Below are 23,058 nucleotides of genomic sequence, written 5' to 3'. Positions count from 1 at the left end.
GCAGGCAGGCGCTCATTGCGCCTGCCTCACAGGCGGAAGTGTCCGACCATCCCCTGCAACTCGTTGCTCAACTGCGCCAGTTCCACGCTCGATGCCGCCGTTCCTTCCATGGCCATGGCCGACTGATCGGCGCTGCCGCGAATCGCCGTCACGCTGCGGTTGATCTCCTCGGCCACCGCGCTCTGCTGCTCGGCCGCCGCGGCGATCTGCTGGTTCATCTCATGGATCACCGATACCGCCGCCGCGATGGCCGCCAATGCGCTTTCGGTCTGCTGGGCATCGGCCACGGTCAGGCGGACCAGCTCGCCGCTGCTGCGGATCTGCGCTACCGACGTCTGGGTGCCCTGTTGCAGGGCGCCGATCAGGCGCTCGATCTCGGCCGTGGACTGCTGGGTACGCTTGGCCAGCGCGCGCACCTCGTCGGCGACCACCGCGAAGCCCCTGCCCTGCTCGCCGGCCCGCGCCGCCTCGATGGCGGCGTTGAGCGCCAGCAGGTTGGTCTGCTCGGCGACGCTCTTGATCACGTCCAGCACCGCACCGATGTTCTGCACGTCCTGGCTGAGGCTCTCGATGCTCTGGCTCGCCGAGCCAGCCGAGGCCGCCAGTTGTTCGATACGGGCAATGCTCTGCTTGACCACCTGATGCCCGTTGTTGACCTTGGCGTCGGCGGATTCAGCGGCCTGGGCCGCTTCCTCGGCATTGCGCGCCACGTCGTGCACGGTGGCGGCCATCTGGTTCATCGCAGTGGCGACTTGTTCAGTCTCCAGCTTCTGGCTGCTGACCCCGATAGTGGTCTGCTCGGTCACGCTGGACAGCGTCCTGGCCGATGAGGCTATCTGGTCGATGCCCGCCTGCAACCCGCTGACGATGCCGCTCAGCCCGGTCGCCATCTGCTGCATGGCGCTCATCAACTGGCCGATCTCATCCGCCCCGCGCACTTCGATGCGGGCGGTCAGGTCGCCTTCGGCGATGCGGTTCGCCACCCGGATCACGCTGGTCAGCGGGCGAACAATGGCGCGGGTGATCAGGAAAGCCGCCAGCACGCCCACCAGCAGCGCCAGGCTGGACGAACCCAGGATCAGTACGGAGTTGGCGGTCAGCTCCGCTTGCATCGCTGTCTCCTGCTCGGCCGATGCCTCGTCCACCCGTTGCACCGCCAGTTCGGCGCGCTCGCGCAGCTCGGCATAAACCTGGCGCTCCTTGGCGAGCAGGTCGGTGTACTCGGCCAGCTTGGCGGTGAAATTGGTGATGTGCCCACTGACCTCGTTGAGCACAGTGCGATACCCCGGATCGGTGACCGCCTCCTTCAACTGCTCGGCCTGCTGGAGCGCCTGTTCAGCCTGCTCGATGCGGGTCGAGGCCACGTCCTCGCCGCCTTTGCGGCTCTGGTCCATGCGCAGGCGGGCCTCGTTCATCGCTTGCAGCATCAGCCGGGAAATCTGACCAAGCTGGTTCGCCTGCTCGACGAACTCGCCGCCCTTGGTGCCCTGGGATTGCTTCAACTCGTAGACGCCGTCATCGGCCAGCCCGCTCTGCAGCAGATCGAGGTTGTTGGCCACGCTCTCCACCGACCAGTTGGCCATCTCCAGCGCCAGGTCCTTGGCCAGGGTCAGCTCGACGAAACGGTCGAACGACTCGCGATACGCCGCCAGGGCCTGCTCCACGTCGGCCATCGCCGGCGAGTCCTGTTTCAACTCCGCGGTCAACGTCTGGACCGACTCCAGCCCCTGGCGCAGCGCCTCCACCGACTGGTTGTCGTTGGTCAGGGCGAAACGCTGCTCCTGCAAACGCGCGCGCAGCACTGACAGGTTGATGGACGACATCTGCTTGAGGTTTTCGAAACGCTGCTCGATAGCCTGCAAGGACACCAGCCCGATCGCCGCGACCACACCGGTGAGCAGCAGAACCAGGCCGAAGCCGATACCCAACTTCTTCGCCATTCCGAGATTGGCAAAACCGTAGTGCGAGACCGCTGGCATGTATTCGCCCCCAGGCTGAAAAGCGTCCGCGTCGACGCGCGTAGCGACTCCGTGAAGATTTGCCGCTGGCGCCTGGCCAGCACAAGCATGTGAAGCCTTTCACGGTGCAAACAGCTACGTCGGCGTCGTTTTCAGATATCCGAGGTATCGGCTGGGCGCCGGGGGACTTGAGGAAGACGACAGGGACGCGTGAGCGCCCCTGGACGCAGATGAATCGAATCCGCTTCGTAAGAGCCGGCTCTGCTGGCGAAGCGGTTACAGGCTCAACCTACGGAACGCTAGATAGCCGTCGCACCGCCATCCACGGCCAGGGAATGACCGGTGGTGAAGGACGCTCCGTCGCTGCACAGGTAAAGTACGGCAGCGGCGATTTCCTCGACCTTGCCGACCCGGCCGACCGGGTGCATGGCGGCGGCGAATTCGGCCTTCTTCGGGTCGGCTTCGTAGGCGCGGCGGAACATATCGGTGTCGATCACCGCCGGGCATACCGCATTCACCCGGACCTTCTTCTTCGCGTATTCGATGGCGGCGGACTTGGTCAGGCCGATCACCGCGTGCTTGGAGGCGGCATAGATGCTCATCTTCGGTGCCGCGCCCAGGCCAGCCACCGATGCGGTGTTGACGATGGCGCCGCCGCCCTGGGCGAGCAATAGCGGAATCTCATGCTTCATGCACAGCCAGACGCCCTTCACGTTGACCCCCATGATGGCGTCGAACTCCGCTTCGCTGCCCTCGGCCAGCTTGCCTTTCTCGATCTCGATGCCCGCATTGTTGAAGGCGTAGTCGAGACGGCCGTAGGCGGCCACCACGCCGTCCATCAGGGCCTTGACCTCGGCGTCGCGGGTCACGTCGCAACGGATGAACGTGGCCTCGCCGCCCGCCGAGCGGATCAGCCCGACGGTCCCTTCCCCGCCCGCCGCATCGACGTCCGACACCACTACGCGCAGCCCCTCGGCAGCGAACGCCAGGGCAGTGGCACGGCCGATACCAGCGGCCCCGCCGGTCACCAGGGCCACCTGGCCGGAAAAGGTCATGCTCATGAGTAGGTCCTCTCTTGTTGGAATGGAATTACCGCAGTCTAGCCAGGCTGCTCAACGAGGCGGCAGCACTATCAGGCGGCTGTTGGCAGGATCATGCGAGGCATTGATGAAGGATCGCATTACCCATCACGCGGATGGATCGGCAGCCATTCCGCATGCCGGCGGAACTTGCCCGCCGGATCATCGAGGGCTATCACCAGTGTTTTCCCGTCAACGGAGTGCCCTGCCATGCCTGCCCAGAACAACCGCCAGTTCGTCCTGGCCCGACGCCCCACCGGGGCCATCGACGACAACACCTTCAGCCTGGCGGAAAATCCCGTCGGCGAACCGGCGGACGGCCAGATCCTGGTGGAGAACCTCTACCTCTCCCTCGACCCGGCGATGCGCGGCTGGCTGAACGACACCAAGTCCTACATCCCACCCGTTCAAATTGGCGAAACCATGCGCGCCCTGGGTGTGGGGAAGGTGATCGCCTCGCGTCACCCGGGCTTCGCCGTGGGCGACCATGTCAGCGGTCTCACCGGCATCCAGGACTACTACCTGGGCGATGCCAAGGGCTTCCACAAGGTCGATCCGCAGCAGGCACCGCTGCCCCGCTACCTCTCCGCACTGGGCATGACCGGAATGACCGCCTACTTCGCCCTGCTCGATGTGGGTGAACCCAAGGCTGGCGAAACCGTGGTGATCTCCGGCGCTGCCGGCGCGGTGGGCAGCGTGGCCGGGCAGATCGCGAAGATCAAAGGCTGCCGGGTGGTCGGGATCGCCGGCGGCCAGGACAAATGCCGCTATCTGGTCGAGGAATTGGGCTTCGACGGGGCCATCGATTACAAGAACGAAGACGTGCACGCCGGCCTCAAGCGCGAGTGCCCGAAAGGCGTGGACGTGTATTTCGACAACGTTGGCGGCGACATCCTCGACGCCGTGCTGACCCGCATCAACCTCAAGGCCCGCATCGTCATCTGCGGCGCGATCAGCCAGTACAACAACAAGCAGGCAGTGAAAGGGCCGGCCAACTACTTGTCGCTGCTGGTCAACCGCGCCCGCATGGAGGGTATGGTGGTATTCGACTACGCCTCGCGCTTCCCCGAGGCACTGCGCGACATCACCGGTTGGCTGACCAACGGTCAGCTCAAGTCGAAGGAGGACATCGTGGAAGGTCTGGAGACCTTCCCGCAGACCATCCAGAAGCTCTTCACCGGCGAGAACTTCGGCAAGTTGGTGCTGAAAGTGAGGGGGTGAAGCGTAAGGGGTGAGGGATAAGGCCCTCGCCCCTCAAAGTATCAGGCCAGTTCGGCGACTACGGCAGCCAGGGCCTGTGCCGGATCGGCGGCCTGGCTGATCGGGCGGCCGATCACCAGGTAATCGGAGCCGGCGTCCAGGGCTTGGCGCGGGGTGAGGATACGCCGCTGGTCGTCCTGGGCGCTGCCGGCCGGGCGGATACCGGGGGTGACCAGTTGCAGGGCCGGCTGGGCGGCTTTCAACGCCACCGCCTCCTGCGCCGAGCAGACCAGCCCGTCCAGCCCCGCCTGGGCGGCCAGTCCGGCCAGGCGCAGCACATGATCCTGGGGAGCGACGTCCAGGCCGATACCGGCCAAGTCCTCTCGCTCCATGCTGGTCAGCACGGTCACGCCGATCAACAGCGGCTTGGGCCCGCTCAGTGCATCCAGGGTCTCGCGGCAGGCCGCCATCATCCGCAGGCCGCCGGAACAGTGCACGTTGGCCATCCACACGCCCAACTCCGCTGCGGCCTTCACCGCCATCGCCGTGGTGTTGGGGATGTCGTGGAATTTCAGATCGAGGAACACCTCGAAGCCCTGCGCCTGCAGCGCCTCGACGATCGCCGGACCGCAGCGGGTGAACAGCTCCTTGCCAACCTTGACCCGGCATTGCGCCGGATTCAATTGGGCGGCCAGGGCCAGCGCGGCTTCGCGGGTGGGGAAGTCGAGGGCGACGATGATCGGGGTCTGACAGGACATGGCAACTCTCGGGCAGGACGAAAACGGCGCGCATTGTACCCCATCGTGGCCCAGCCTGATTCGGCCCGAGACGAGAAGCCTGGGGGCCGACGGCAATCCCAGGCTGTGACCAGTCTCGCCTGACAGAGCCCTTGCCAGGGCGTATGGTGAAGGCATCGAGTTCAAGGAGACCTCCCATGCCCTGGTACGCCTGGCTGATTCTGATCCTCGCCATCGGTTCCATCCTCGGCAGCCTGCTGCTGTTGCGCGACACGGCGAAGAAGTTGCCCCTCACCGAAGAACAGTTGCAACGCATCCATGAACGCAATGCCGAGCAGGATGCGAAGGATGCACAGGATCGTTAAGCCAGTTCCAACCTCGCTCGTCAGGCTCCTTTCCCCTAGGTGACAGGGCTGATTTGAGGATGGTGTCAGGCTTGACTCCGCCCCCTCACCCTAGCCCTCTTCCCAAAGGGGCGAGGGGCAACCGGGCAGAGTTCAGATTATGGCCTGGACGATGCAACGGCGAAGAAGTCAGGCGAAGCAATGGGCGCATGCAGAGTTCTTGAACCCAGCACGACCAACTCCCTCTGGAGAGGGGCCGGGGTGAGGGGGACGATCCTATCAGGCCAGCAATTGCCGAGCCCCTGCTGAACTCAGTAATCGGTTTGGTCAGAACCTTCCAGCAACACCTAACGCCTTGCATGACTCCAGGCCCCGCGACTTGCTCGATACGCAAAGCGCGACCTGTGTCACGAGACGCGATTTCCATTGCTTCGCACAGGTAAACTGCCGCCCCTTCGATCGGGGGTTGCATGTCTGTTCACCTGCGTTTTCTCCTGCCGCTGGCGGTGCTTGCCGGCGGTTTTCCACTGGGCTTTATCGCTCCGCAAGGCGTGGCCATCGGCATGCTGTTCATTGCACTGGTGCTGGTCGGCGAACGCTACCTGCCCAGACCGCTCTGGTGGTCGTTGAGCTTCGCCGCCAGTGTCGCGCTGGCTGCCCACCTGCTGCCGGGCTTCAGCCCCTGGCCGTTGACTGCGCCACGGCCGTTCAGCCCGGACTCACCGCCCTATGCCGTGCGGCTGGGCTGGGACAAGTTGCTGGTCGGCCTGACGCTGCTGACCTGGTGGCTGAGCCAGCCCAAACCTCACGCGGGGAACCTTCGGCTCGGCTACGGAGCGGTAGCTGCCACCTTGCTGGCAGTGCCCTTGCTGGCGTTGGCGCTGGGGTTGGTCGGCTGGCAGCCGAAATGGCCTGATGAATTGCCGGTCTGGCTGACGATGAACCTGGGTGTGACGGTACTGGCGGAGGAGCTGCTGTTCCGTGCCTGGCTACAGCGCAGCCTGATCGCCCGTTTCGGCGAATGGCCGGGCCTGCTGCTGGGCGCCGTGCTGTTCGGCGCGGCGCATCTGCCATTCAGCCCGCCATTCGCCCTGGTCACCGGCGTGGCCGGGCTGGGCTACGGGTTGGCGTTCCATGCCACCGGCCGGTTGAGCGCTGCGGTGCTGTTGCACGGTGCGGTCAATCTTTCCCATCTGTTGTTATTGAGCTATCCCCTGCGACTGGCATGACCTGAATCCGGTAGGGCTCGAAGATCCGCGTCAGCCGGCCATCCCGGCGCAGATGGTCGAGCAGCGTGGCGAACGCCTTTGCGTCGATGGGCGACTCCGGGCGCAGCAGGGCGTAGTGGTGATACACCTGATCCACCGTATCGGCCATCAGCAACTGGCCCTCGTATTGCGGATGCCGGACCAGGAAGTCGTCCAGGTAGGAACGGGTGACCAAGGCGACATCCGCCCGGCCGCGCAGCACCATCAGCAGGTTGCTGTCATGGGAATAGGTCAGGGTCGCGTTGAATTCCCGGCGCAGGAACTCCGGGTCCGCATTGAAGCCGGCGAAGCGGTAGTGATAGCCGTTGTAGAGCGCCAGCCGCTTGCCCTTGAGCTGATCGAAATAGGCCTGTCCGCGCGACGGCTCGTTGCGTGCAACGTACACCTCGGCATCTTCGAGCCCCATGTCGACCAATTGATGGGGAATGCCCTGCCAGCCCCATTCGGGATTCTCGAAGATCGCGATGTCGATCCGACCCTGCTGGAAATCACGAAAGCGCCGGGCCACGGCCGTCGGCAGCAGCACGAACTGGTATTGGCCCTGGATCTGGTTCAATGCGGTGAGCAGTTCGGGCAGCAGGCCAGTGGCCTTTTCCTCCTCGAACTTACCCACGTAGGGCGGAAAATGCGCGCCGCTCACCTGCACCCGTTCGGCGGCGGCGGCCATCGACGGACCGATCATCACGCCCAACAACAACCATAGCCCCCACGCCACTCGCTCTGGATGCGGCATCCGCGACCTCGATCACAGAAAGATATAGGCCAGCCTAACGCAGAGACTGCTGGACAGCCAGTTCAGGGGGTCGTCAGGGCACCTTCGGGCATCGACAGGTAATAGCGCCGCAGCAAGAGGTCCAGCTCACCGCTGCGACGCAGATCGTCCAGCAGCACCGCCAGGGCCGAAGCGCTCAATGGCGCGCCGGGACGGACCAGGGCCTGGTGGTGATACTCCTGGTCGACCCGCTCGGAGACCAGCAGTCCGTTCCCCTGGCGCGGGTGCTCAGCCAGGTAGGCCTGCAGGTAGGAACGGGTGACCACGGCGACGTCCGCCCGGCCGCGCAGCACCATCAACAGGTTGCTGTCATGGGAATAGGTGAGCATGGCCCGGTAGTTCTCGGTCAGGAACGCCTGATCGGCGTTGAAGCCGGCGAAGCCATAGTGGTAGCCGCTGTAGAGCGCCAGCCGCTTGCCTTTCAGCTCGGCGAAATAGTCCTGCCCGCGCCCCGTCTCGGCACGAGCGACGTAGACCTCGGCATCCTCGATACCCAGATCCAGCGAGGTCAGATCGACGCCCTGCCAGCCCCAGGCCGACGACTCGAAGATCATCATATCGAAGCGGGCATGGCGGAAATCGCGGTAGCGACGGGCAGTCGAGGTCGGCAGCAGGACGAAGCGGTACTCGCCTTGGGAGCGATTAAGCAGGCCGAGCAACTCCGGCAACAGGCCACCGGGCTCATCGCTTTCCGGCTTGGTCACGTAAGGAGGGAAATGATAGGCGCCCACGCGCACCACTTGTTCGGCCGAGGCAGGTTGCAATACCTGCATCAGCAGAGCGGCCAACAGGACGGTCAATGTCACGCGCAAGCGGAACCCTCGAAGGACATGAAAAACGCAACTGCGGGGCAGCGCCACCAAGCGGACTTCCGAATGTCCCGAGCCGGTCAACCGGCTCGCTTGAAGCCTAGTCGATTCTCGTCAAACTTCCTTGATCACCAGCGAAAGCGCCTCCTCCGCCAGTTGATCCAGGCTCATCGGCCCCTGCGGACGGAACCACGTGGTGGTCCAGGACAGGGCACCGGTGAGGAAGCGTCTCAGGATGAAGGGATCGGCCTTGAAATAGCCGGCCGCCTTGGCCTCGCCGAGCACTTCCAGCCAGAGCGCTTCGTAGGTGTCGCGCAGGGCCAGGATGTACGCCTGGCCCTCTTCCGACAGCGAGCGCCATTCATAGACCAGCACCGCCATGGCTTCGCCCGTCCCGCCCATGATCGATTGCAGCTCGCAACGGATCAGCGCCAGCACCCGCTCGCGCAGGTTGGTCGCCTCGGCCAGGGAGGCCCGCATCAGCGCGGTGTTATAAAGGATGGTTTCTTCCATGACCGAGCGGAGGATCTCATCCTTGCTCTTGAAGTGATGAAAAATGCTACCGGACTGGATGCCCACTGCGCTCGCCAAGTCGCGAACGGTGGTGCGCTCGTAGCCTTTGCTGCGGAACAGGTGGGCGGCCATCTGCAGTAACTTGCCCCGGGCACTGTCCGGATCGGTCACCTGCCCGCTCGCCACCAGCTCCTGCATCACTGCCTGGGCTTGTTGATCATCCACGCTATCGCTCCCCGCCTGTGGTTCCGCTCCGGCAAACCCCGCTCGCCGGTCGTTCGGCGGGCGCTTTCAAGTTTGTCCGGCAAGTGCCTGTCGTTATTGGCGAAATTTATGCGTAGCCGGCAAGCCGAGCAAGCGCTTGGGCACACTTCGAGCGAGATTCCTCTTCCGAGGGGTTTTCAACCAAGCGCTTGCTTGGTAATGTCGAGCCATCTTTACAGCGCTGCGGACAATTCCAATGACCAAGACCGTACGCATCGGCTGCGCCTCTGCCTTCTGGGGCGACACCTCCACCGCCGCGGCCCAGCTGGTGCAGGGCGCCCCGCTGGATTACCTGGTGTTCGACTACTTGGCGGAGATCACCCTGTCGATCATGGCCGGCGCCCGTCTCAAGCAACCGGACGCCGGCTACGCCACCGATTTCATCGAAGTCCTCGCCCCGCTGCTGCCGGCAATCGCCGAGCGGCGCATCCGCGTGATCAGCAATGCCGGCGGGGTCAACCCGCAGGCATGCGCCGCCGCGCTACGCGCCGCCTGCGACAAGGCCGGAGTGGCGCTGAAGATCGCCGTGCTGCACGGCGACGACCTGCGCCCCAAGCTCGGTGAACTGGTCAAGGCCGGCGTACGTGAGATGTTCAGCGACGAACCGCTGCCGGCCATGTGCGTCTCGGTGAACGCCTACCTCGGCGCCCCCGGCATCGTCGCGGCGCTGGAAGCTGGCGCCGATATCGTCATCACCGGTCGAGTGGTGGACAGCGCGGTGGTCAGTGCCGCGCTGATCCATGAGTTCGGCTGGGCCTGGGACGACTACGACCGCCTGGCCCAGGCCGCATTGGCCGGACATATCATCGAATGCGGGGCGCAATGCACCGGCGGCAACTTTACCGATTGGGACCAGGTGCCGGACTACGAGCACATCGGTTTTCCCATCGTCGAAGTCGAGTCCGACGGACGCTTCGTCGTGACCAAGCCGGAAGGCAGTGGCGGGCTGGTCACGCCGTTCACGGTGGGCGAGCAGTTGCTCTACGAAATCGGCGACCCACGCGCCTACCGCTTGCCGGACGTGATCTGCGATTTCTCCCACGTCACCCTCGACCAGGCCGGCGCGAACCGCGTCGCCGTGGCCGGCGCCCGAGGCTTTCCGCCTACCGACCAGTACAAGGTCAGCGCCACCGCGCCGGACGGCTTCCGCTGCACCGCCAGTTGCGTGATCGCCGGGATCGACGCGGTGAAAAAAGCCCATCGGGTCAGCCAGGCAATCCTCGCCAAGACCGAGGAGCTGTTCCAGGAGCGCGGCTGGGGACCGTACCACGAGACCAGCGTCGAACTGCTCGGCAGCGAGGCCACCTACGGCCCGCACGCCCTGCGCCAGGACACCCGCGAAGTAGTGATCAAGCTCGCCGTGCGCCATCCCCGCAAGGAAGCGCTGGTGCTGTTCTCCCGCGAAATCGCCCAGGCCGCCACCGGCATGGCGCCGGGTCTGACCGGCATCGTCGGCGGGCGCCCCACGGTCTATCCGGTGATCCGTCTGTTCTCCTTCCTGGTGGATAAGGCTGCCTGCGACCTCGAACTGGACCTGGACGGCCGGCGCCTGCCGGTGGCGCTGCCGCCCAAGGCGGCCCTGGACACCCGTGAGCTGCCCGAAGCCATCGATCCGCCCAAGCCGGAAGGCCAGGCCCAGGTCAGCGTTCCACTGGTGCGGCTGGCAGTGGCGCGCTCCGGCGACAAGGGCAACCACAGCAACATCGGCGTCATGCCGCGAAAGCCGGAATACCTGCCCTGGATCGCCGAGGCCCTGACCAACGATGCCATGGTGGAGTGGATGCGCCACGTGCTCGATCCGGTCGTCGGCCGGGTCGGCCGCTGGTACCTGCCCGGTACGCACAGTCTTAACTTCCTGCTGGAGAACAGCCTGGGCGGCGGCGGCGTCGCCAGCCTGCGCATCGATCCCCAGGGCAAGGCGTTCGCCCAGCAGCTTCTGGAATTCCCGGTGCCGGTACCCCAGGCGCTGGCCGAACGGTTGGCCTAGCGGTTTCCGGGCCACCACGACGAGGACGACAACGAATGGCATACGACTCAATCTTCCGGCCCGGCCTGTTCGCCGGCCAGACCATCCTGGTCACCGGTGGCGGCAGCGGCATCGGCCGTTGTACCGCCCATGAACTGGCGGCCCTGGGCGCGCATGTGGTGCTGGTCGGGCGCAAGGCGGAAAAACTGGAAAAGACCGCCGGCGAAATCAGCGAGGACGGTGGCAGCGCCAGTTGGCATGCCTGCGACATCCGCGACGAGGATCAGGTGAAGGCCATGGTCGCAGCGGTGGTCGCCGAGCGTGGTGCCATCCATCAACTGGTCAATAACGCCGGCGGGCAATACCCCGCCCCGCTCGCCTCGATCAACCAGAAGGGCTTCGAGACGGTGGTGCGCACCAACCTGGTCGGCGGCTTCCTGGTCGCCCGCGAGGTGTTCAACCAGAGCATGAGCAAGACCGGCGGCGGCATCGTCAACATGCTCGCCGACATGTGGGGCGGCATGCCCGGCATGGGCCACTCCGGGGCGGCACGCGCCGGCATGGAGAACTTCACCCGCACCGCCGCCGTCGAGTGGGCGCACGCCGGGGTCCGGGTGAACGCCGTGGCACCGGGCTGGATCGCCTCCAGCGGCATGGATACCTACGAAGGCGCCTTCCGCGCGGTGATCCCCACCCTGCGGGAAAGCGTGCCGCTCAAGCGCATCGGCACCGAGTCGGAGGTCTCCGCCGCCATCGTCTTCCTGCTCTCCCCCGGCGCCGCCTTCGTCAACGGCGCCACCTTGCGTATCGACGGCGGCGCCAGCCTCGGCGGCCGGGCCTTCCCGCTGGGCAAGGCGAAACCCGGGCAGCACCAGCCGTACAACGGCTTCCACCGGGCCTTCCTGCCCGACGTGCTGAAGGATGCGGAGTGAGCCATGGCGGTCATCCAGTCGCAGATCGACACCCAGGGCGCGGATTTCGCCCGCAACCGCGAGGCCATGCTGGCGGCCGTCGCCGGTTTCCGTGAGATCGAGCAGAAGCTGCTGGACAAGGCGGCCGAAGCCAAGACCAAGTTCGACAAGCGCGGCCAACTGCTGCCGCGCGAACGCCTGAACCTGTTGCTCGACCCCGGTGCGCCATTCCTCGAACTCTGTTCGCTGGCCGGCTACAAGCTCCACGACGACAAGGACGGCACCCAGGCCGGCGGCGGCATCATTGCCGGCATCGGCTACATCGCCGGGGTGCGCTGCTTGGTGACCGCCAGCAACAGCGCGATCAAGGGCGGCACCATATCCCCCACCGGGCTGAAGAAGACCCTGCGTCTGCAACAGATCGCCATGGAGAACAAGCTACCGGTGGTGGCGCTCACCGAAAGCGGCGGCGCCAACCTCAACTACGCGGCGGAAATCTTCGTCGAAGGCGCGCGCGGCTTCGCCAACCAGGCACGGATGTCGGCCATGGGCCTCCCGCAGATCACCGTGGTGCACGGTTCCAGCACCGCTGGCGGGGCCTATCAGCCGGGGCTTTCCGATTACGTGGTGGTGGTGCGGGACAAGGCCAAGCTGTTCCTCGCCGGCCCGCCGCTGCTCAAGGCCGCCACCGGCGAAGTGGCGACCGACGAGGAACTGGGCGGCGCCGCGATGCACGCCCAGGTCGCTGGCACCGCCGAATACCTGGCGGAGAACGATGCCGACGGCGTGCGCATCGTCCGCGACATCCTCGCCCTGCTGCCTTGGAACGCCCAGTTGCCAGCCCGCTCGCAACGCACCTGGCGCGAGCCGCTGTACCCGGCCGAGGAGCTGCTCGGGCTGGTCCCGGCCGACCCGAAGAAGCCCTACGACGTGCGCGAAATCATTGCGCGGATCGCCGACGGCTCCGAATTCCTCGATTTCAAGAATGAATTCGACAGCCAGACCGTTTGCGGCCACTTGGCCATCGAGGGCCAGCCCTGCGGCTTCATCGGCAACAACGGTCCGATCACTCCGAAAGGCGCCGCCAAGGCCGCGCAGTTCATCCAGCTCTGCGACCAGAGCAACACGCCGATCCTGTTCTTCCACAACACCACCGGCTTCATGGTGGGTACCGAGTCGGAACAGAACGGCGTGATCAAGCACGGTTCGAAGATGATCCAGGCGGTGGCCAACGCCCGGGTGCCCAAGCTGACCGTGGTCATCGGCGGCTCCTACGGCGCCGGCAACTACGCCATGTGCGGCCGCGGCCTCGACCCGCGCTTTATCTTCGCCTGGCCGAACAGCCGCACGGCGGTGATGGGCGGCGCCCAGGCCGGCAAGGTGCTGCGCATCGTCACCGAGGAAAAACACGCGAAGGAAGGCAAGGTCCCCGACCCGAAGATGCTCGACATGCTGGAAACCGCCACCGCACAGAAGCTCGACAGCCAGTCCGGCGCGCTCTACGGCACCGCCAGCCTATGGGACGACGGCCTGATCGACCCGCGCGATACCCGCAGGATGCTCGGCTACCTGCTGGATATTTGCGCGGAGGCGGAGGACCGGCCGTTAAAGACCAACAGTTTCGGCGTGGCGCGTTTCTAGAGAACCCGGATTGCGCTGCCGCTTATCCGGGCTACACGAATCCACTCTTCCGTGTGACGGGAGAGGAAACGGCAAGGAGAACAACAAGATGCTGTTTACCCAGGAACACGAAGAACTGCGCCGCACCGTGCGGAATTTCGTCGAGAAAGAGATCAATCCGCACGTCGACGAATGGGAGAAAGCCGGGCGCTTCCCGATCCACGACATCTTCCGGAAAGCCGGCGCCCTTGGCCTGCTGGGTATTTCCAAACCGGAGAAGTTCGGCGGCATGGGCCTGGACTACAGCTATTCCATCGTCGCCGCCGAGGAGTTCGGCACCATTCATTGCGGCGGCATCCCGATGTCCATCGGCGTGCAGACCGATATGTGCACTCCGGCCCTGGCGCGCTTCGGTTCCGACGAGCTGCGCGAGGAGTTCCTCCGACCGGCCATCGCCGGGGAGCGGGTGGGTTGCATCGGCGTTTCCGAAGTGGGCGCCGGCTCCGACGTCGCCGGGTTGAAGACCACGGCGCGCAAGGACGGCAACGACTACGTGATCAACGGCAGCAAGATGTGGATCACCAACTCGCCGTCGGCCGACTTCATGTGCCTGCTGGCCAATACTTCGGACGACAAGCCGCACATCAACAAGTCGCTGATCATGGTGCCGATGAAGACCCCGGGCATCAGCGTCAGCCCGCACCTGGACAAGCTCGGCATGCGCAGTTCGGAGACCGCCCAGGTGTTCTTCGACAACGTGCGCGTGCCGCAGCGCTACCGCATCGGCCAGGAAGGTGCGGGGTTCATGATGCAGATGCTGCAATTCCAGGAAGAACGCCTGTTCGGCGCGGCCAACATGATCAAGGGCCTGGAACACTGCGTCGACGCCACCATCGCCTACTGCAAGGAGCGACAGACCTTCGGCCAGCCGCTGATCGATAACCAGGTCATCCATTTCCGCATGGCCGAGCTGCAGACCGAGATCGAGGCCCTGCGCGCCCTGGTCTACCAGGCCACCGAGCAGTACATCGCCGGCAAGGACGTCACCAAGCTGGCCTCCATGGCCAAGCTCAAGGCCGGCCGCCTCGGCCGCGAAGTCAGCGACGCCTGCCTGCAGTACTGGGGCGGCATGGGCTTCATGTGGGACAACCCGGTATCCCGCGCCTACCGCGACGTACGCCTGGTCTCCATCGGCGGCGGCGCGGACGAAATCATGCTCGGCATCATCTGCAAGCTGATGGGCATCCTGCCGGGGAAGAAGAAGGGGTAACAACAATGTGACTCCCTCGTCGAACCGTCCGCGTGGGAATCCAGGGCGGCACGCTCCACGTCCCAGCGACGCGGAGCGTCGCAAGCGGCATTCCCACGCGGAGCGTGGGAACGATCAAGAACGCGGGCCTCGATGGTTCCCACGTCGAACCGTCGCCCCGTCCGCGTGGGAACCCAGGGTGGGACGCTCCGCGTCCCAGACGACGCGGAGCGTCGCAAGCGGCACTCCCACGCGGAGCATGGGAACGATCAAGAACACAGCGCCTGGAAACGACTCCCCCCGACGTGGAACGGCCCAATCAACGAGGAATCCTGGCATGACTGAACTGCCGAACTGCGAAACCCTGCTGCTGGCCTACGACCGCGGCGTGCTGCAGATCACCCTCAACCGCCCGGACTGCCGCAACGCCATGAGCCTGCGCATGGTGGATGAGCTGCGCGCCGTGCTGGCGGCTGTCGGCGTCGACCGCGAGGTGCGTGCCCTGGTGCTGCGCGGTGCCGCTGGCCACTTCTGCGCCGGCGGCGACATCAAGGACATGGCCACCGCCCGCAGCGCGGGTGCCGACGCCTATCGCAGCCTGAACCGCGCCTTCGGCAGCCTGCTGGAAGAAGCCCAGGCCATTCCGCAGGTGCTGGTGGCTGTGCTCGAGGGCGCGGTGCTCGGCGGCGGTTTCGGCCTGACCTGTGTTTCCGACATCGCCATTGCCCATGAACGCGCGCAGTTCGGCCTGCCGGAAACCAGCCTCGGCATCCTGCCCGCGCAGATCGCGCCGTTCGTGGCCAAGCGCATCGGCCTGACCCAGGCCCGCCGCCTGGCCCTCACCGCCGCCCGCTTCGATGGCGCGGAAGCATGGCGCCTGGGACTGGTGCACTACTGCGAAGCCAACGCCGACGCACTGGACCAACGCCTCGCCGAAGTGCTCGGCCAGGTACGCCAATGCGCGCCGCAGGCCAACGCCAGGACTAAGCACCTCCTGCTGGCGACCGAAACCACCCCACTGGGTACGCTGCTGGACGAAGCCGCCGACCGGTTCGCCGAAGCCGTCACCGGCCCCGAGGGCGCCGAAGGCACCATGGCCTTCGTGCAGAAACGCAAGCCGGAGTGGTGTGAGGATTGAGGTGTCAGGCGTGAGGGGAATGAGTGGCATGACACTTCTCCTCACGCCGCCCACCTCGCCCCTCCCCCTCAACCAAGGAGCCGAGATGCCCACTTTCAACAAGATTCTCATCGCCAACCGTGGCGAGATCGCCTGCCGGGTCATCGCCACCGCGCACCGCCTTGGCTATCGTACGGTGGCGGTATGCAGCGAGGCCGATCGCGAGGCCCGTCACGTGCAACTGGCCGACGAGGCGGTGTGCATCGGCCCGGCCCCGGTCGGCCAGTCATACCTGAACGGCGAAGCTCTCCTCGCCGCCGCGCGCCGGACCGGTGCCGACGCCATCCATCCCGGATACGGCTTCCTGTCGGAAAACGCCGCCTTCGCCGAAGCCTGCGAGGCGGCGGGGGTCGTCTTCATCGGGCCATCGGTCGAGGCGATTCGCCTGATGGGCAGCAAGCGCCTGTCCAAACTCGCCATGCAGGAAGCCGGCGTGCCGTGCATTCCCGGCTACGAAGGCGCCGAACAGGGCGATGCCGCCTTCGTCCGCGAGGCGGCGTGCATTGGCTATCCGCTGATGATCAAGGCCAGCGCCGGCGGTGGCGGGCGCGGCATGCGCCTGGTGCATTCGGCCGACGAACTGATCGTCCAACTGCGCACTGCCCGTTCCGAAGCCCTGAACGCCTTCGGCTCGGCCGAACTGATTCTCGAAAAGGCGGTGATCCAGCCGCGCCATGTGGAAATCCAGGTTTTCGGCGACCGGCACGGCAATCTGGTCTACCTCGGCGAGCGCGATTGCTCGGTGCAGCGCCGCCACCAGAAGGTGATCGAGGAAGCCCCCTGCCCGGTGATGACGCCGGCGCTGCGCCGGGCCATGGGCGAAGCGGCAGTGCAGGCGGCGGCCAGCGTCCGCTACGTGGGGGCCGGAACCGTCGAGTTCCTCCTCGACCGCGACGGCGCGTTCTATTTCCTGGAAATGAACACCCGCCTGCAGGTGGAACATCCGGTCACCGAACTGGTCACCGGCCAGGATCTGGTGGCCTGGCAGCTGCATGTCGCCGAGGGCCAGCCGTTGCCGCTGCGTCAGGACGACATCCCGCTGCATGGCCATGCCATCGAGGTCCGCCTGTATGCCGAGGACACGGCCCATGGCTTCCTGCCCCAGACCGGCAAGGTGGTGCGTTGGGACCCGGCCATCATCGACGGCATCCGCATCGATCACGGCCTGGAGGAAGGCCAGTCCGTCACCCCCTTCTACGATCCGATGCTGGCCAAGCTGATCGCCTACGGCGAGACCCGCGACGAAGCCCGGCGCAAGCTACTGCGCGCCGTCGAGGATTGCGTGCTGCTCGGCGTTACCGGTAACCAACGTTTCCTCGCCAACCTGTTGGCGCATCCCGTTTTCGCCGCAGGCGAGGCGACCACCGCCTTCATCGGTGAACATTTTGCCGACGATCCGAGCCTGCACCCGCAACCGCCTATCCCCGGCGAGCTGGCCGTGGCCGCCGCCCTGCTCTACCAGGCGTCGGCCCTGGCGCGAGCACACCAGCCCGGTCTGGCCGGCTGGCGTAGCGCCAACAGTGCGCCCTGGCGCTACCTGCTCGGCCGCGGCGAAGAGAAGCATTCGGTGCAACTGGACCTGCTGGACGGTGGCCCGCAGCCGCGGATGCTCGCCCACTGCGGCGAGCAGACCATGGACCTGCGACTGATCGGCAGCGACGGCCGCTGGGCTACAGTCGAACTGGACGGCGTGCGCCGACGTCTTGCCTACCACCTCGACGGCGAGCGCATCTGGTTGCACGGTGCCTTCGGCAACCTGGAATTGCGTGATCTCACCCATGCGCCGAGCGGTGCGCAGAACGCCACGCACTCCGGCACGATCAAGGCGCCGATGGATGGTGCCATCGTCGAGGTGCTGGTCGCCGAGGGCGAAAAGGTCGGCAAGGGCCAACTGCTGGTGGTGCTGGAAGCGATGAAGATGGAACACCCGCTCAAGGCCGGCATGGACGGCGTCGTCCGTCGGGTCGGCGTGAGCCGGGGCGATCAGGTCAGGAGCCGCCAGCTTCTGATCGAAGTGGAAGCCGAAGAAACCTGAAACCGTCATGCACGCCGTCGATATCTCGCCTCGCAATCAACCAGGAGAACCGCCATGTCACTCACCGGAAAGACCCTGTTCATCACCGGCGCCAGCCGCGGCATCGGCCGGGAGATCGCCCTGCGCGCGGCGCGGGACGGCGCCAACGTGGTGGTGGCAGCGAAAAGCGCCGAACCGCATCCGAAGCTTCCCGGCACCATCCATAGCGTCGCGGAGGAAGTCGAGGCCGCCGGCGGCAAGGCCCTGGCGCTGCAACTGGACGTCCGCGACGAGAACGCCGTGCGCGAGGCCATGGCCCAAGCCGCCGAGCGGTTCGGTGGAATCGATGCGCTGGTCAACAACGCCGGCGCGATCAAGCTGCTCGGCGTCGAACGGCTGGAGCCCAAGCGTTTCGACCTGATGTTCCAGATCAACACTCGCGCAGTGATGGTCTGCAGCCAGGCCGCGTTGCCCTACCTGAAGCAGAGCGGCAATGGTCATATCCTCAGCCTGTCGCCGCCGTTGAACCTGGACGCCAGGTGGTTCGCCCAGCACGGCCCGTACAGCGTGACCAAGTACGGCATGAGCATGCTCACCCTGGGCATGAGCGAGGAATTCAAGAAGTACGGCATCAGCGTCAATGCGCTCTGGCCCAAGACCATCATCGCCACCGCCGCCATCGAGTTCGAACTGGGTGGCCGCGACGCCTTCAAGGGTGCGCGCACCCCGGCGATCATGGCCGACGCCGCCCACGCCATCCTCTCCAGCAGCAGCCGCACCATCACCGGTCGCCTGCTGGTCGACGAGGACATCCTGCGCGAACAGGGCCAGACGGATTTCGAGCAGTACCGCTACGACCCGCAGGGCGGGCCGCTGGTGCCGGATCTGTTCCTCGGCTGAAGGTTTGCCGATCTGCCCGGGCTATTCCGCGCCCGGGCCAAAGCGAGCGCAGTGCCTCTGGGCTAGAGTGCCGGCAATAACAACGACAATGCCGAACGTGCCCGATTGCCATGAGCCAAGCCGATCTGATTTCTCCCGTACGCTTCCTGGCCCGCCTGCCGCTGCACCTGCCGCGTGTGCCGCGCATGTTGCGCGGGCTCTACTACGCCGGAATCCGTAACCGCGACAAGAACCTCTCCCTGGCCTGGGCACTGGAACGCGCCGCTCGCCTACACCCGGAACGGCCGGCGCTGATGGACGAGCAGCGGCGCCTGAGCTACGACGCCTTCAACGCTTGGGCCAACCGTCTGGCCTGGGCTTTCAAGGTCGAGGGGGTGCGCCACGGCAGCGTGGCGGCCGTGATGCTGGAGAACCGTCTGGAGTTGCTGGCGATCCTCGCCGCGCTGGCCAAACTGGGCGCCATCGGTGCGCTGATCAACACCACCCAGCGCGGCAAGGTGCTGGCCCACAGCCTCAACCTGGTCGAGCCGAGCCATTTCGTGATCGGCGACGAGCTGCGGAATGCCTTCGACGAGGTGAGAGGCGAGCTGGTCAACGAGGGCCGGCATTACTGGATCGGCGATCACGATACCCTCGCCACCCCCGGCGAAGCCCCGGCCGGCTGGCACAACCTGATGCGCCTGGCCCTCGGCCAGGACGACGGCAACCCGCCGGACAGCCTCCGGGTGCGTATGAAGGATGCCTGCTTCTACATCTATACCTCGGGCACCACCGGCCTGCCCAAGGCATCGATCATGAGCCACGGCAAATGGATCAAGGCCTATGGCGGCTTCGGCCACTCCGGCCTGACGCTCGACGAGCAGGATGTCCTCTACCTCACCCTGCCCTGCTACCACAACAACGCCGTGACCGTATGCTGGAGCGCAGCCCTGGCCGGCGGCGCGGCCATCGCTCTGCGCCGCAAGTTCTCCGCCAGCGCCTTCTGGACGGATGTACGGCGCTACAACGCCACCTGCTTCGGCTACATCGGCGAACTGTGCCGCTATCTGCTGAACCAGCCGCCATCCGAGGACGAGCGCGACAACAGCCTGCGCTGCATGATCGGCAATGGCCTGCGACCCTCGATCTGGGCGGAATTCAAGGAGCGCTTCGGCATCGAGCGAATCACCGAGTTCTACGCTTCCAGCGAGGGCAACATCGGCTTCACCAACGTATTCAACTTCGACAACACCGTGGGCTTCTCCCCCGCCACCTACGCCATCGTCCGCTACGACCTGGAGAACGACCGGCCGATCCGCAATGCCAAGGGCTTCCTGGAAAAAGCGGACAAGGGCGAAGCCGGGCTGCTGATCAGCGAGATCAGCGAGAAGTGGCCGTTCGACGGCTACACCGATCCGGCGAAGAGCGAGGCGGTGATCCTGCGCAACGTCTTCAAGAAGGGCGACGCCTGGTACAACACCGGCGACCTGATGCGCGACATCGGCTGCAAGCACGCCCAGTTCGTCGACCGACTCGGCGACACCTTCCGCTGGAAAGGCGAGAACGTCTCCACCACCGAGGTGGAGAGCGTGCTGGGCGCCTTCCCCGGTATCGAGGACGCGGTGGTGTACGGGGTAGAAATTCCGGGAACCAACGGCCGCTGCGGCATGGCCGCGCTGCGCCCGGCGCCGGGCCTCGTACCGGACTGGCACGAACTGGCCGCCCACCTGGACCGCGAGCTGCCGCCCTACGCCATACCGCTGTTCGTGCGGCTACTGGCCAAGGTGGAAACCACCGGGACCTTCAAATATAAGAAGACCGACCTCAAGCGCGAAGCCTACGACCCCGCAGCTACCCAGGACGCCCTATTCGTCCGTCTGCCCGGCGAGGACCACTACCGACCGTTGGATGCCGACCTGTACCGGGCGATACAAAACGACGAGTACCGGTTCTAGGGAGGCTCGCTCGGCCGGATTCTTGTGGGAGCGGATTCATTCGCGATGGCGGGTGGCTTCTTAGCGGATAGGTAGGTGCTCTCAGCGCTTGAACTCGAACTGCAGCTCCGCACCTTCCACCGACTGCCAGTAATCATCCTCACGATCATTGGTAATCAGGCGGCCATTGAGCTGGAACGGGCTTTCCGTCGGCGCCTTGTCAACGAAGAACGACGGCAACACCGAATCCAGGGGCTTGTCCGCGAGCGGCTCGACCTGCTCCACCAGCTCCGGCGGAAGGCTTAGATCCAGGTCCGCCTTGGGCGGCTCCTCGTCCTTGGCCGGTGCCGGTGGGGTGGGCTTCACCGCGACCGCGGGCTTCGGCTTCAATTCGGGCGACTTGACCGTGGCTTTTTCCGGGGCCGCCGGTTTTTCCGGCTCGACCGCCGGCGGCGGCACAGGTGCAGGCGCGGGAATAGCAGCCGGCTCCGGCTTGGCCGGCTTCGCCGGCGGTTTGTCGGGCTCACAGGCCCCGAGGGCGAACAGGAACGGAATCAGGCAGAGAAAACGGATGTTCATTGGCAGTCGCAAAGGGAACACGGATAACCTCATGCTGGCTCTCTCGCCTTATTCTGGCAAGCGCACCGGGATGAAGCAGGCGGTGACGGCGCCACGTCTGCCGCTCCCCCGGATCGCTCACGCTTCATGGCGACCGAACAGCGCCCAGAGCAGCAGCCCGAAGCCGCAGGCCGATACCAGGCTGCCTAGCGCACCCAGTGCTGCGTACACCCAGACCATGTCGGTGGCGCTCTCCAGCATCTGGGGTAACACCGCATACAACGCAGCTTGTGCCACGAACCAGACCAGCATCAGTGCCATGCTCAGGAAGCACAGCAGGCTGACCCGTGGCCGTTGCCGCCAGTGAGCCAGGGCCAGCGCCCCACCGGCGAGCCAGACCAGCAACAACGGTAGGCTGCCGGCATAGCCTACGAGCGCACTCCAGAACGAGTAGCTCCCCATCTCCCCCTCCTTTTCGATAGTGCGCCGACCGTCGGCCAGCGCATCCGGGCTAGCGCTTCTGCGCTTCCTCCTGCGCCAGACGCTCCAGTTCGGCGGTCAGATCCCGTTGTGGGTAGCGATCCTGCAGCAGACGCAACTGTTGTTCCGCGACTTGCTCCTCACCTTGCCGCCGCAGCCCGAGAACCTTCTGCAGCGCCTGCCGCAGTTGCTCCTCCGACTGTTCGTCGGCGAGGGAACCGGCGATTCTGGCGGCCTCGACCTTGCGTTGCGGCATGGCATCGGCCATCCCGGCGGCTTCCGGGCTCTCCGCCATGTCGCTCACATCGGGCGCCATCTTGGCAGGCGCACCCTGCCTTTCGGCCAACACTGAAGGCGCAGCGGGCGCTTCCTCGACCAATTGCCGCCGACTCGAGGCTCGTTCTTCCGGCATCGGCGGCGCGGCATAGCTGCTCACTGGCGCGGGCGCCCTGGGCATCGGCACGGCATCCATTTCACCCGGCCGTTCAAGGGTATGCAGGCTAAGGCCGAGCCCCAGGCCGATAGTCGCCAGGCTGGCGAAGGCCACCGACCAGCGCGCCCGGGGGTTGCCGGCGAACAGCCAGGCACGCAGGCGATCGAGCAGGCCATGCCGCGTCTCGCGGCGGGACGCAGCGGCCTCGCGGGCCGCTGCCAGAATACGGGCATCCAGCTCGGCGGAAGGCTGCTCGGCCGTGTGCCGGCGGTAATGCTGCAGCAATTCCAGCTCATCGGAATCGGGCCGTTGTGGCGTCTGGTTCATGCGGATACCTCCTCGGCCGCCGCCGGATCGGTCAGCAACCGGCGCAGCTTCTGCAAGGCGTAGCGCAGGCGACTTTTCACCGTCTCCGCCGGGGTGCGGGTTAACTCGGCGATTTCCGCCAGTTCGAGATCGCCGTGGACACGCAGCAGGAACACCTCCCGCTGCTCTCCCGGCAACTCGTCGAGCGCCGCGCGCAAACGCTCCTGATCACGGCTGAGACTGAGCTGCTGCTCGGGGCCGGGCTCATTGGAGAGCTCGCCGTGCAGTTGCTCGTCGAACTCCTCCTGCAAGCCCTGCCGACGCCCCTGCTTGCGCCAGTGATCGATCAGACGATTGCGGGCGATCTGGTACAGCCAGGTCTTGAAGCTGACCTGTTCACGCAACACCGACTCGCTGCGGATCAGGCTCAGCCAGGTTTCCTGGAAAATTTCCTCGGCCAGCGCGGAGTCGCCGCACAGGCCGCAGAGGAAACGAAACAGACCGAGGCGATGCCGTTCGTAGAGAACGCCAAAGGCCCCGGCATCGCCATTGCGATAGCGCCACAGCAAGGCGGCATCGTCATCCAT

General features: G+C 65.7%; 21 protein-coding genes and 1 pseudogene. 11 read left to right on the top strand and 11 right to left on the bottom strand.

Annotated elements, in window-relative coordinates; translation table 11 throughout:
* Window positions 1-26: 26 nt before the first annotated feature.
* From BZL41_RS29465 to BZL41_RS16540, 3 genes and pseudogenes are all read right to left on the bottom strand, one after another.
* On the bottom strand, window positions 27-890 hold the full coding sequence (locus tag BZL41_RS29465) for a methyl-accepting chemotaxis protein (RefSeq protein WP_371916542.1): 864 nt from the start codon (window positions 888-890) through the stop codon (window positions 27-29).
* Window positions 888-1,112, bottom strand: a pseudogene (locus BZL41_RS29460) (HAMP domain-containing protein); the annotation flags it as partial. The pseudogene BZL41_RS29460 and the gene BZL41_RS29465, both read right to left, overlap by 3 nt.
* A gap of 1,145 nt (window positions 1,113-2,257) precedes the next feature.
* Window positions 2,258-3,019, bottom strand: coding sequence for an SDR family oxidoreductase (locus tag BZL41_RS16540; protein ID WP_095600322.1), 762 nt, complete (start codon window positions 3,017-3,019; stop codon window positions 2,258-2,260).
* Window positions 3,020-3,247: 228 nt separating this feature from the next.
* Between BZL41_RS16540 and BZL41_RS16535 the strand changes: the two genes are divergently transcribed.
* Window positions 3,248-4,258: an NADP-dependent oxidoreductase gene (locus BZL41_RS16535; RefSeq protein ID WP_095600321.1), complete on the top strand. Its 1,011-nt coding sequence runs from the start codon at window positions 3,248-3,250 to the stop codon at window positions 4,256-4,258.
* Window positions 4,259-4,299: 41 nt separating this feature from the next.
* Here BZL41_RS16535 and pyrF read toward each other — a convergent pair whose 3' ends face one another.
* Window positions 4,300-4,995, bottom strand: a complete 696-nt coding sequence (gene pyrF / locus BZL41_RS16530; RefSeq protein ID WP_095600320.1) for an orotidine-5'-phosphate decarboxylase — start codon at window positions 4,993-4,995, stop codon at window positions 4,300-4,302.
* Between the two features lie 176 nt (window positions 4,996-5,171).
* On the opposite strand from pyrF, the gene BZL41_RS16525 reads away from it, so the two are divergent.
* Window positions 5,172-5,339 (top strand): DUF2897 family protein, encoded by a 168-nt coding sequence (locus BZL41_RS16525; protein ID WP_095600319.1) that lies wholly within the window; start codon window positions 5,172-5,174, stop codon window positions 5,337-5,339.
* 449 nt (window positions 5,340-5,788) lie between these two features.
* Window positions 5,789-6,547: a CPBP family intramembrane glutamic endopeptidase gene (locus BZL41_RS16520; protein WP_095600318.1), complete on the top strand. Its 759-nt coding sequence runs from the start codon at window positions 5,789-5,791 to the stop codon at window positions 6,545-6,547.
* Here the strand turns inward: BZL41_RS16520 and BZL41_RS16515 are convergent.
* From BZL41_RS16515 to BZL41_RS16505, 3 genes are all read right to left on the bottom strand, one after another.
* Entirely contained in the window at window positions 6,498-7,268 is a 771-nt protein-coding gene (locus BZL41_RS16515; RefSeq protein ID WP_256578177.1) for an ABC transporter substrate-binding protein, read from the bottom strand. The two genes, BZL41_RS16520 and BZL41_RS16515, sit on opposite strands and share 50 nt — an antisense overlap.
* Window positions 7,269-7,381: 113 nt before the next feature.
* Window positions 7,382-8,131: an ABC transporter substrate-binding protein gene (locus tag BZL41_RS16510; protein WP_095600368.1), complete on the bottom strand. Its 750-nt coding sequence runs from the start codon at window positions 8,129-8,131 to the stop codon at window positions 7,382-7,384.
* A 150-nt stretch (window positions 8,132-8,281) separates the two neighbouring features.
* Window positions 8,282-8,905, bottom strand: coding sequence for a TetR/AcrR family transcriptional regulator (locus tag BZL41_RS16505; protein ID WP_095600316.1), 624 nt, complete (start codon window positions 8,903-8,905; stop codon window positions 8,282-8,284).
* A 235-nt stretch (window positions 8,906-9,140) separates the two neighbouring features.
* On the opposite strand from BZL41_RS16505, the gene BZL41_RS16500 reads away from it, so the two are divergent.
* The 8 genes from BZL41_RS16500 to BZL41_RS16465 all read left to right on the top strand — a co-directional run bounded on the left by BZL41_RS16500 (window position 9,141) and on the right by BZL41_RS16465 (window position 20,715).
* On the top strand, window positions 9,141-10,931 hold the full coding sequence (locus BZL41_RS16500; protein ID WP_095600315.1) for an acyclic terpene utilization AtuA family protein: 1,791 nt from the start codon (window positions 9,141-9,143) through the stop codon (window positions 10,929-10,931).
* Window positions 10,932-10,966: 35 nt separating this feature from the next.
* On the top strand, window positions 10,967-11,842 hold the full coding sequence (locus BZL41_RS16495; protein WP_095600314.1) for an SDR family oxidoreductase: 876 nt from the start codon (window positions 10,967-10,969) through the stop codon (window positions 11,840-11,842).
* 3 nt (window positions 11,843-11,845) lie between these two features.
* Entirely contained in the window at window positions 11,846-13,462 is a 1,617-nt protein-coding gene (gene atuC / locus BZL41_RS16490; protein ID WP_095600313.1) for a geranyl-CoA carboxylase subunit beta, read from the top strand.
* A gap of 88 nt (window positions 13,463-13,550) precedes the next feature.
* Window positions 13,551-14,711 (top strand): citronellyl-CoA dehydrogenase, encoded by a 1,161-nt coding sequence (atuD, locus tag BZL41_RS16485; RefSeq protein ID WP_095600312.1) that lies wholly within the window; start codon window positions 13,551-13,553, stop codon window positions 14,709-14,711.
* 316 nt (window positions 14,712-15,027) lie between these two features.
* Entirely contained in the window at window positions 15,028-15,828 is an 801-nt protein-coding gene (locus BZL41_RS16480) for an enoyl-CoA hydratase/isomerase family protein (protein WP_095600311.1), read from the top strand.
* An 85-nt stretch (window positions 15,829-15,913) separates the two neighbouring features.
* The gene (locus BZL41_RS16475; protein ID WP_095600310.1) at window positions 15,914-17,902 is read left to right on the top strand and encodes an acetyl/propionyl/methylcrotonyl-CoA carboxylase subunit alpha; all 1,989 of its coding nucleotides are present in this window, start codon (window positions 15,914-15,916) and stop codon (window positions 17,900-17,902) included.
* A 54-nt stretch (window positions 17,903-17,956) separates the two neighbouring features.
* Window positions 17,957-18,781 (top strand): NAD(P)-dependent oxidoreductase, encoded by an 825-nt coding sequence (locus BZL41_RS16470; protein WP_095600309.1) that lies wholly within the window; start codon window positions 17,957-17,959, stop codon window positions 18,779-18,781.
* 110 nt (window positions 18,782-18,891) lie between these two features.
* A complete protein-coding gene (locus tag BZL41_RS16465; RefSeq protein WP_095600308.1) occupies window positions 18,892-20,715 on the top strand; it encodes a long-chain-acyl-CoA synthetase in 1,824 nt (607 codons plus the stop codon).
* Window positions 20,716-20,796: 81 nt separating this feature from the next.
* Here BZL41_RS16465 and BZL41_RS28070 read toward each other — a convergent pair whose 3' ends face one another.
* The 4 genes from BZL41_RS28070 to BZL41_RS16445 form a co-directional block, all read right to left on the bottom strand.
* Window positions 20,797-21,273: a hypothetical protein gene (locus tag BZL41_RS28070; RefSeq protein ID WP_143518105.1), complete on the bottom strand. Its 477-nt coding sequence runs from the start codon at window positions 21,271-21,273 to the stop codon at window positions 20,797-20,799.
* A gap of 117 nt (window positions 21,274-21,390) precedes the next feature.
* Window positions 21,391-21,714 carry a hypothetical protein gene (locus BZL41_RS28065; RefSeq protein ID WP_143518104.1) on the bottom strand — a complete coding sequence of 108 codons (324 nt, stop codon included), beginning with the start codon at window positions 21,712-21,714 and terminating at the stop codon, window positions 21,391-21,393.
* 49 nt (window positions 21,715-21,763) lie between these two features.
* Window positions 21,764-22,492, bottom strand: a complete 729-nt coding sequence (locus BZL41_RS16450; protein WP_095600305.1) for a hypothetical protein — start codon at window positions 22,490-22,492, stop codon at window positions 21,764-21,766.
* Window positions 22,489-23,058, bottom strand: coding sequence for an RNA polymerase sigma factor (locus BZL41_RS16445; RefSeq protein WP_095600304.1), 570 nt, complete (start codon window positions 23,056-23,058; stop codon window positions 22,489-22,491). Before BZL41_RS16445 ends, BZL41_RS16450 begins: the two co-directional genes overlap by 4 nt.

This window comes from Pseudomonas sp. PIC25 (assembly GCF_002286785.1).
Lineage (GTDB): Bacteria > Pseudomonadota > Gammaproteobacteria > Pseudomonadales > Pseudomonadaceae > Pseudomonas_M.
Note: the sequence above shows the minus strand (reverse complement) of the source record. Positions and strands in the feature narration are given on the sequence as shown.

What these genes read in the sequence shown, in the direction of transcription:
- BZL41_RS29465 (WP_371916542.1), bottom strand. Translation starts at nt 890, where the DNA reads ATGGCGACCGGGCTGAGCGGCATCGTCAGCGGGTTGCAGGCGGGCATC.
- BZL41_RS16540 (WP_095600322.1), bottom strand. Translation starts at nt 3,019, where the DNA reads ATGAGCATGACCTTTTCCGGCCAGGTGGCCCTGGTGACCGGCGGGGCC.
- BZL41_RS16535 (WP_095600321.1), top strand. Translation starts at nt 3,248, where the DNA reads ATGCCTGCCCAGAACAACCGCCAGTTCGTCCTGGCCCGACGCCCCACC.
- pyrF (WP_095600320.1), bottom strand. Translation starts at nt 4,995, where the DNA reads ATGTCCTGTCAGACCCCGATCATCGTCGCCCTCGACTTCCCCACCCGC.
- BZL41_RS16525 (WP_095600319.1), top strand. Translation starts at nt 5,172, where the DNA reads ATGCCCTGGTACGCCTGGCTGATTCTGATCCTCGCCATCGGTTCCATC.
- BZL41_RS16520 (WP_095600318.1), top strand. Translation starts at nt 5,789, where the DNA reads ATGTCTGTTCACCTGCGTTTTCTCCTGCCGCTGGCGGTGCTTGCCGGC.
- BZL41_RS16515 (WP_256578177.1), bottom strand. Translation starts at nt 7,268, where the DNA reads ATGATCGGTCCGTCGATGGCCGCCGCCGCCGAACGGGTGCAGGTGAGC.
- BZL41_RS16510 (WP_095600368.1), bottom strand. Translation starts at nt 8,131, where the DNA reads ATGCAGGTATTGCAACCTGCCTCGGCCGAACAAGTGGTGCGCGTGGGC.
- BZL41_RS16500 (WP_095600315.1), top strand. Translation starts at nt 9,141, where the DNA reads ATGACCAAGACCGTACGCATCGGCTGCGCCTCTGCCTTCTGGGGCGAC.
- BZL41_RS16495 (WP_095600314.1), top strand. Translation starts at nt 10,967, where the DNA reads ATGGCATACGACTCAATCTTCCGGCCCGGCCTGTTCGCCGGCCAGACC.
- atuC (WP_095600313.1), top strand. Translation starts at nt 11,846, where the DNA reads ATGGCGGTCATCCAGTCGCAGATCGACACCCAGGGCGCGGATTTCGCC.
- atuD (WP_095600312.1), top strand. Translation starts at nt 13,551, where the DNA reads ATGCTGTTTACCCAGGAACACGAAGAACTGCGCCGCACCGTGCGGAAT.
- BZL41_RS16480 (WP_095600311.1), top strand. Translation starts at nt 15,028, where the DNA reads ATGACTGAACTGCCGAACTGCGAAACCCTGCTGCTGGCCTACGACCGC.
- BZL41_RS16475 (WP_095600310.1), top strand. Translation starts at nt 15,914, where the DNA reads ATGCCCACTTTCAACAAGATTCTCATCGCCAACCGTGGCGAGATCGCC.
- BZL41_RS16470 (WP_095600309.1), top strand. Translation starts at nt 17,957, where the DNA reads ATGTCACTCACCGGAAAGACCCTGTTCATCACCGGCGCCAGCCGCGGC.
- BZL41_RS16465 (WP_095600308.1), top strand. Translation starts at nt 18,892, where the DNA reads ATGAGCCAAGCCGATCTGATTTCTCCCGTACGCTTCCTGGCCCGCCTG.
- BZL41_RS28070 (WP_143518105.1), bottom strand. Translation starts at nt 21,273, where the DNA reads ATGAACATCCGTTTTCTCTGCCTGATTCCGTTCCTGTTCGCCCTCGGG.
- BZL41_RS28065 (WP_143518104.1), bottom strand. Translation starts at nt 21,714, where the DNA reads ATGGGGAGCTACTCGTTCTGGAGTGCGCTCGTAGGCTATGCCGGCAGC.
- BZL41_RS16450 (WP_095600305.1), bottom strand. Translation starts at nt 22,492, where the DNA reads ATGAACCAGACGCCACAACGGCCCGATTCCGATGAGCTGGAATTGCTG.
- BZL41_RS16445 (WP_095600304.1), bottom strand. Translation starts at nt 23,058, where the DNA reads ATGGATGACGATGCCGCCTTGCTGTGGCGCTATCGCAATGGCGATGCC.